The organism is Acinetobacter sp. YH12043 (genome assembly GCF_013419915.1).
GTDB lineage: Bacteria > Pseudomonadota > Gammaproteobacteria > Pseudomonadales > Moraxellaceae > Acinetobacter.
Map to the genome: position 1 here is coordinate 50412 of NZ_VOZD01000023.1, position 8460 is coordinate 58871.

Consider the following 8460-nt stretch of genomic DNA (forward strand, 5'->3'; position numbering starts at 1 on the left):
TATCCCTTAGATTCTTTCCCTTTGAAAAAGGTGAGAAGCCTTGCTTCGCAAGAGGGAGTTAAAAAATTAAAATCCCTCCCAACCTCCCTTTAAAAAAGGGAGGAGATAAAAGATCCAAAAAAAAGCGCCATTTGGCGCTTTTCTATATTTAAACCTTATCGTTTGACCACAATGGAATCGATACCACTGTGCTGTAAGGTTTGCTGTGCAATAATCGCAGATTCTGCTGAATCATAAGGTCCAGACACGACACGATACCAAACCTTGCCATTTTCCACACTGCGGACTACATCTGCAGATAAACCGTTGAGAATGATTTCTGCACGGCGGGCATCTGCCTGATCCGGGTCATCAAAACTACGGACTTGTAGAATATAGCTTGCAGAAGCAGGAGTTGGGGCTTCGGTTGCATCCAGACCTGGCTCAGTTGCTGTTTCTGATTCATCAACTTCAGGTCTTGGTGCCTCTACAATCACCACTGCTTCCTGATTTTTTGCTTCAGGAACCGCCTCTTCAGGAATCGGTGTCACTTGCTGCTGTGGCAACAGATCATAAAAACGGTAGTCTTTATTGGTATCTTCTTCTTGAGAATGTTCAGCCGTAGCCTGGTTTTTAGGTTTAACAGGTTCCCATGGCTTCCACAGCATGAGTGCCATTAAAAAACTTAACACGATTAAAATGATCACGAGTGTGCCGAGCCAGGTAGGAATAAGTGGCTTTTTGGGCTTATTCGGTCTTTCAGATACACCGCGCTGCGTTTTTCCAAACACTTGGGATTTCCTCTTATTTATCGGGGCAAATAGAAAAGGCATAACAGCAGTTATGCCCCTACTATGACTTCATCCTATGTGATCGTGATAGAAAAGTCATTATCTAGATCACAAATCACACAGAATTTTAATTTATCTGCATCTTCAAACACATAGCTAAAGTTACAAAATGTTTATTCAGCAGATAAACGGCAATGACTAGCATGCTGACTTCGAGCAGAGCTCTCCGTCTTGCGTCAATGTAAAAGCAGTGCTTTACATTTTCGCTTCGAGCTTAGCTCTCGCCTTGCGAGCATGCAAAACAGTGTTTTGCTTACATGCTCTCAGGCGCAGATACACCAAGCAGTTCCAGACCGTTACGCAGCACCTGGCGAACATTTACAGATAACAGTAAACGTGCCTGAGTTAATTCTGCATCATCGCCCAGAACCTTGTTGTCGTTGTACCAGCCATGGAACAGCGCAGCCAGCTCTTTCAGGTAGTTACCAATCTGATGCGGTTCATAGCTGTTAGCAGCACGAACAACAATCTCTGGATAAGCTGCCAGTTTTGCCAGAATTTCGGTTTCCGCTTCCAGTTCAAGTTTGGCAGCCAGACCACGTGCAATGGTCGCATCAAAGTTCACGCCTGTAGAGGCTGCCTTTTCTAACATACGGCAGATCCGCGCATGCGCATACTGGATATAATATACGGCGTTGTCCTTGCTTTGAGATACAGCAAGGTCCAGGTCGAAGTCAATGTGCTGTTCAGATTTACGCATGACATAGTAGAAACGCGCTGCATCATTCCCGACTTCTTTACGCAGGTCACGTAAAGTCACGAACTGGCCTGAACGAGAGGACATCTGTACCATCTCGCCACCACGCCACAGGCTGACAAACTGAACCAGAAGTACAGTCAGTTTTTTCGAGTCATAGCCCAGAGCATCAATCGCTGCTTTTACACGTGCGATATAACCGTGGTGATCTGAACCCCAGATATCAATGATATCGGTATAGCCACGTTGTAATTTGTTTAGGTGATACGCAATATCAGACGCGAAATAAGTGGTTTGACCATTACGGCGTTTAACCACGCGGTCTTTTTCATCACCAAATTCAGTTGACTTGAACCAGATGTTGCCATCTTTTTCATACAGGAAGCCTCGCTGATCTAGAGTTTGTAGCGCTTCATCAATTTTTTCAGTCAAAGTTGCTTCGCTGAACCACTGGTTGAAAGTCACCCCGAATTCACCGAGGTCATCTTTAATATCATCAAGGATGGCTTTTAACGCAGCTTGATGGAATACACGGTAACCTTCATTTAATAAAGTTTGTGAGTTGAAGATCAGGCCATCAATGTGCTTTTCTTTATCGCCTGAAACAATCACTTTATTGCCTTCAGCATCCGGTTCGGCAGCGTACTGTACGTCCTCAGGGACGTCTTTATAAACGTCTGCAACAGGGCGAACATAGATATCGCCGTCTTTATCAATAATGCTTTGTGCGATTTCTTTGACGTAGTCACCTTGATAGGCATTTTTCGGGAACACCAGTTCCTGACCCGTCAATTCTAAATAACGTAAGTAAGTTGAAGTCGCCAGAATATCCATCTGACGGCCAGCGTCGTTGACATAATATTCACGGTCAACTTTGGCACCTGTCGCTTCAAGCAGATTTGCAACAGTCATACCATAAGCAGCGCCACGACCATGACCTACGTGCAGGCTAGAAGTCGGGTTCGCAGACACAAATTCAACCTGAACGCGTTTTTCCGCATTGGCCTGGGTACGACCATACGTTGCCTGTTGAGCCTGAATCTGATCCAGCACAGCAAAACGCTGGTCTGCATTTAAAAAGAAGTTAATAAAGCCTGGGCCTGCAATTTCTGCCTTGCTGATATCCGCCACTTCAGGCAGGGCAGCAAGGATTTTTTCTGCTAAATCACGCGGTTTCATCCCCGCAGCTTTAGACGCGATCATGGCAATATTTGATGCAAAGTCACCGTGGCTGCGGTCTTTGGTACGCGTCAAATTACTTGTATTGTTCCAGTCAGATGGGAGTACGTTTTGTGCCTGTAAAGTTTGCACTGCATGATCGAGAGCTGCTTGGATTGCCGTATTCATAATCAGTCGAAAATAGATATCGCAGAAAAACAGCAAATATAGCAAATTTCCGACTCTTTAGGTAAAACCATTTATGGGGAATAAAAAATATACGATTAGTAGTCTATAGTTTCTATCCATCGGTCGGTCATCAATGAAGGATCACATGAGAAAGAGGGGAATAAATAAGTTGCAAATTTTGCTATAAAAAAATGAATCAAAATGGCCTATATTAGCCTGATTGAAACTATAAAAAGAGTCAGCATGGATTCAAAACAGCGCCCGACTATTATCGGCAATATTCCCAAACTTCCAGCCAAATGGGCCTTGGTCATTGTGCCTTTTATCCTGTCCTGCCTGATGAGTGGAATTATTTCCATGATTAACATGCTGCGCAATCTGGGCTGGATTGAGGGCTTTATGGCACTCTGGTTTCATAACTGGATGATTTCCTGGGCAATTGCTTTTCCAATTGTGGTAACGCTTTTGCCTTTTGTACGCAAATTTGCCGGATTGCTGGTCGATATGTCAGGAAATCAGCCACCCAAATAATTGTTTTCTATCAGCTGATCATTCAGACAAGGAATTCTAGAGAGTCAAAAGCACTCGCTGATCAATGAGCTAGCTCTCTAGCTAAAACCCAATTAAATCAGATGCTCGACTGCAGCGCGGATGATTCCAAGGATCAGACCAATACAGGCCCCGACCACGACACCATTGACCCGGATCATATGCAGGTCACCACCGACTTCGTTTTCAATCTTGTCGATCATCTCAGTCGAATCCCATTCATGAATACGTTCACTGATAAAACGGATCACTTTCTCACTGTACTGGTCACTCAAATCGACAGCGATACCACTGAGACGGTTATTCAGCAACTCACGCACTGAAGTATTTGAAATAATATTTTCACCGACTTGCTGAATGGCGACTCGCAGATTCTCCGCAATCCCCGAATCCGACTTTTGCAAATCTGCTTTGATGGCATCGCATAAAATGACCACTGCACCACTGATAAAATTTAGCACTTGCGGACTGTCAAGCAGGGCATCTTTAGTTTCATTCAGTCGCTGGCTGGCCATACTTTCAGAATCTGCCAATTGCTGCATCAATTCTTGAGCTGTTTCTTCAATTTTAAGCCGCCACGGATGGTCGGGATCTGCCAGCATGGCTTCCACCCGCTGAATCACCGAATCGATACTGCGTTGCTGCACATCAATACCGATCCAGCTGGCGCCTTTGGCCAGACGCCAGACGCCCATTTCCTTGAATAAAGTGCGGGTCAGCTCACGGGTTTGTTCTGGATGTGAAGTCATCCAGGCATGTACCACATCTAGGCCGCGTTGCAGCACATCCTGATGGAAATCATTTTCCAAAACAGCGCGCAGCATTTCGCTGGCCAGGGTATTGATCTGGGTGTTTTTGACCCATTGCACACTATTGCTCTGAATAAATCCGGCGATCTGTTCCTGCCCGACAAATTCAAATACTTTGGGTACGGTCTGCTGAATCACTTGTATGACTTGAGCATTATTCTGCGGATTGGCCAGCCAGCGGCCAGCAGCCAGACTTAAATCGGTACTGGCCAGACTGCGCTGCACAATTTGCGGGGAAAGGAAATTTTCCTGCACAAAGCGCCCCATAGATTCGGCAATCCGGGCTTTATTGCGTGGAATAATTTCAGTATGGTCACGTAAAAATTTTGGAATCGGTAGCCGGCCAAAAGGATTGCGGAACAGCACGGTAATTGCATACCAGTCCGCCAGACCACCGACTACACCTGCTTCGGCAGAGAGCATCAGAATATGAATCAGCCAGACATATTCAGGCAGCAGTTTGGCAGTAATCATCAGCGCCAGCCAAGCCAGTACTGCGACGACCAGTGCAATAGTCGCAAAACGTTTACTGCGTTGTAAGCTCGGTGACGGCTGCTCTTTCTGCATAAATCATCCTGTTATTAGGGCGTGGCCGGCTGCGGTTGGAGTACTTGGCCGGATGGACTTACTCCATATTTAGCGCCAAGTGATTGTAAAATCAAGCGGGCATCAAAGGCATCTTTCGGCTCCTGACCGGCTTTAAAGCACTCAATGGTATAAGCCACTTGAGCAGGATCTAAAGTGACAGTATAGGGCTGGTCATAGAATGGATCGGGCCAGAATCCCGGATAGCGACGGGAATAACCATAAGGACGATAATAGCCGTATGGATAGACGCTAGGCGCCGGATAGACAATCGCCTGACGCGGTGGTTGCTGGGTACGGTTGCTTGGATCGTTCAGTACCCGGAAAAACTGGAAACCGTTCTGAACTGTGGTCTGCGCGGCTTTCAGCAGGGTAATTTCTTCGGCTGTACCGAAACTCATATTAGGTCGCGCCTGAAAACTGATGCGATAAGTGTTGGCATTCAGTGGAGTAGTGCTGTACTGGCCGAGCTGGTCAAAGGTAAGCGGCTTGGACGGTGTCGTTGCACAGCCAGAAAGCAGGGCAGTCGTCGCAAGGCTCAGGGCAATGACGGTTTTTTTCATCTTCGTTCTCCTGATAGGATGATCCAGCGAGTTACAGACCTCTAGAAGCTGCTATCTGGCTGGGTCAGGAAACTCAATTCTTCCTCGGTGGATTCACGGCCCAGAATCTGGTTGCGATGTGGGTAGCGTCCGAAACGGTCAATAATGATTTTATGCTTGATTTCATATTCGAGGTTTTCTGGATTGCCGAGGCGCTGAAATAATTTTAGCGCAAATTCATGTATTAATTGAGATTCGCTATGCATGAAAGGCATATAAAGAAAGGAACGTTGCTCCGGACTCAGCTGTTTATCCAGATCTTGGCTGATGGCTTCCTGAGCCAGTGCCAAAGCCAGACTATCCTGAGCAAAAGCACGCGGCGTATCCCGAAAAATATTGCGTGAGAACTGGTCCAGAACAATGATTTCAGCTAATCGACCATCAGCATTCTTACGCCATGACCACAGTTCAGCTCTACTCGCCTGTTCCAGAATATCGCCAAATTTTTCCTTCAAACTTTGGTCGAACTGGTCACTTTTGGCAAACCAGTTGGGTTGAGTCTCAGGACTAAACCAAAAGTCTAAAATATCTTGATAATTCATATTGTTTACAATTTATTAGCATTTATTTGTCAATAAAATCACAAATTTCACATGTCTTATAGAGAAACTTTGTGTTAAAAATTTGCCCAACTAAAAATCAATGGTTTGCTTGAAAACTAGGCAGGGCAGCATGTGCTGTCTGGAAATCGCGGTATACTAAGCTAAACCGATGATTCTATTTTAATAGTTACCCCCATTAAGCGAGATTGTAATGAGTCAACCTGAATCGACTGCCCATGATGTATTACCGGAATGGGTAGATTCGTCGCTCATCAAAGGAATGCTGCGCGGTATCGAGCGTGAGAGCTTGCGTATGCAAAGCAATGGTTTCCTGTCGCAGGAACCGCATCCTCATGCCTTAGGTTCAGCTCTGACACATCCGCATATTACGACCGATTATTCTGAAGCCTTGATGGAGTTTATTACTCCACCGAAAGAGAGTATTACTGAGGCATTAAACTATCTGACCGACATTCATGCCTTTGTACATCGTCATCTGAAAAATGATGAAAAGCTCTGGCCGATGTCTATGCCGTGCATGCTCGACAGTAAGGATGAAAATATCCCGCTGGCGCAATATGGCAGCTCCAATATTGGCTTATTTAAAACGCTGTATCGTCATGGTTTAGGCGTGCGTTATGGTCGCCGTATGCAGACCATTTCCGGGGTTCACTATAATCTGTCTTTCCCGGATAATTTCTTTATAGCACTTCAGGAACAGGAAACTGATGAAGAGCTACGCGCTTTAAGCCTGCAGGATTATCGCAGCCATCGCTATATGGGGCTGATCCGTAACTTTATTCGTTTAACGCCACTGGTAATTTTCCTGGTTGGTGCCAGTCCAGCAGTGTGCCAGTGTTTTATGACTGGACGTGATCACCATCTATTTCCGCTGGTACGCGGTACTTTATATACGCCTTATTCGACTGCATTACGGATGGGACGCTTTGGCTACCAGAATTCAGCGCAGAAACAGCTCGGTATTCACTACAATAATCTGCAGGATTATCTGGAAGGTCTGCAAAAAGCGGTCAGAACACCGTACAAACAGTTTACCCGTCTGGGTCTGGATGATGCCAATGGTCAGCCAATTCAGATCAATGACCATGTGCTACAGATTGAAAATGAATACTACAGTCTGGTGCGTCCAAAGCAGGTACCTAAAGAAGGTGAAACTCCATCGCAAGCCTTGCAAAATCGCGGGATCGGCTATGTTGAGCTGCGTGCTGTAGATGTCAATCCGTATAGCGCGATCGGGATCAATGAAGATACTGCCGGCTTCCTGGAAGTAGTGGCACTGTACTGCTTATTGCAAGACAGCCCGGCATTGCTGGATGCCGAACAGGAAATCATTGACCAGAATCAGGCTGAAGTGGTCAATCGTGGCCGCGCCTATAACGCTGCGATTATGGAAAATGGCCAGCGCTATATGATTGAAGACTGGTGTAATTTACATTTGCAACGTATGCAGCCACTGGCTCAATTGCTCGATCAGGCTTATGAAACTGATCTATATAGCAATGCTATGCAAGCCATGCAGATCCGTGTCGATGAAGTTGATGCGACCTTGTCAGCCCTGATTGTCGGAGATATTCGTAGCCACAGCAGCATGTGGCAGTTTGGTCAGCATTTGGCCCATCAGCATAGCAATCTCTATGAATCACATCGATTAAGCAAAGAAACACTTAAATATTTCAATGAATTGTCACAAAAGTCATTGCAGCAACAACAGCAGCTCGAGCAAGATAACACGATCAGTTTTACTGAATATTTAGCCCAATATCGATAATAAATAAGAGGATTAACCATGCAATGGGGTTATCGCTTCGTGAGTGGTGTGTTGTTTTTGGCATCTGTTGCCGGGATGGCATTTGCTTTATATCTTGAGCATGGACAGGGCCTGAACCCTTGCCCATTGTGTGTGTTTCAACGAATCGGATTGATCGGACTAGGGATTATTTCCCTGATTGCCTTGCTGCATAATCCGAAATCCAATGCCATGAAGCGTGGTTATGCTTTCTTAGGCTCGCTGAGTATCTTATGGTCAGTCGGTGTCGCTGCACGGCATGTCTGGCTACAGAACCTGCCCCCAGATCAAGTGCCGAGCTGTGGCCCAGGTCTGGATTACTGGCTGGAAACTTTGCCGATGAAATCGGTATTACAGCAGGTATTAAACGGTTCAGGTGAATGTGCCGCAATTGACTGGACGTTCCTGGGGCAATCTTTACCGGTCTGGTCATTGGTGTTCTTCAGTATTTTATTGCTGATCAGCCTGTGGCAGTTATTTCGCAAATATCAGACTGCGCCCGTCAAACGTCTAAGAGATAAATACTGATTTTCAAAATTGGAATCAAAAAAGCCAGTCTACAGACTAATGCCAGTCAGTTAAGCAAATTTTAGTAAAATGTAGTAAAAATGAGTGTATGTAAATACGCTCATTTTTTTATGTCTTTATCTGAACATTTAGAATCCACTCTTGAACATTCTCTCCCATCACTC

At 45.5% G+C, this 8460-nt stretch carries 8 protein-coding genes; 3 read left to right on the top strand and 5 right to left on the bottom strand.

What is annotated here, in order from left to right; genetic code table 11:
* Nucleotides 1–155 precede the first annotated feature (155 nt).
* Both FTU01_RS11735 and argS read right to left on the bottom strand, forming a co-directional pair.
* Complete coding sequence (locus FTU01_RS11735) at nt 156–770, bottom strand: SPOR domain-containing protein (protein ID WP_159124212.1); 615 nt, start codon at nt 768–770, stop codon at nt 156–158.
* A 313-nt stretch (nt 771–1083) separates the two neighbouring features.
* A complete protein-coding gene (argS, locus tag FTU01_RS11740; protein ID WP_180139221.1) occupies nt 1084–2874 on the bottom strand; it encodes an arginine--tRNA ligase in 1791 nt (596 codons plus the stop codon).
* 243 nt (nt 2875–3117) lie between these two features.
* On the opposite strand from argS, the gene FTU01_RS11745 reads away from it, so the two are divergent.
* The gene (locus tag FTU01_RS11745; protein WP_125278848.1) at nt 3118–3405 is read left to right on the top strand and encodes a DUF2798 domain-containing protein; all 288 of its coding nucleotides are present in this window, start codon (nt 3118–3120) and stop codon (nt 3403–3405) included.
* A 92-nt stretch (nt 3406–3497) separates the two neighbouring features.
* Here FTU01_RS11745 and FTU01_RS11750 read toward each other — a convergent pair whose 3' ends face one another.
* From FTU01_RS11750 to FTU01_RS11760, 3 genes are read right to left on the bottom strand one after another with little or no spacing between them, the layout of a single operon-like run.
* The gene (locus tag FTU01_RS11750; protein ID WP_180139224.1) at nt 3498–4799 is read right to left on the bottom strand and encodes a DUF445 domain-containing protein; all 1302 of its coding nucleotides are present in this window, start codon (nt 4797–4799) and stop codon (nt 3498–3500) included.
* Nucleotides 4800–4813: 14 nt separating this feature from the next.
* Nucleotides 4814–5380: a hypothetical protein gene (locus FTU01_RS11755; protein ID WP_180025288.1), complete on the bottom strand. Its 567-nt coding sequence runs from the start codon at nt 5378–5380 to the stop codon at nt 4814–4816.
* Nucleotides 5381–5421: 41 nt separating this feature from the next.
* Nucleotides 5422–5961 (bottom strand): DUF924 family protein, encoded by a 540-nt coding sequence (locus FTU01_RS11760; protein ID WP_166137519.1) that lies wholly within the window; start codon nt 5959–5961, stop codon nt 5422–5424.
* Nucleotides 5962–6172: 211 nt separating this feature from the next.
* Between FTU01_RS11760 and gshA the strand changes: the two genes are divergently transcribed.
* Nucleotides 6173–7750, top strand: coding sequence for a glutamate--cysteine ligase (gene gshA, locus FTU01_RS11765; RefSeq protein ID WP_179991906.1), 1578 nt, complete (start codon nt 6173–6175; stop codon nt 7748–7750).
* Between the two features lie 18 nt (nt 7751–7768).
* Nucleotides 7769–8296, top strand: coding sequence for a disulfide bond formation protein B (locus FTU01_RS11770; protein ID WP_159124206.1), 528 nt, complete (start codon nt 7769–7771; stop codon nt 8294–8296).
* The last annotated feature ends 164 nt before the right edge of the window (nt 8297–8460 follow it).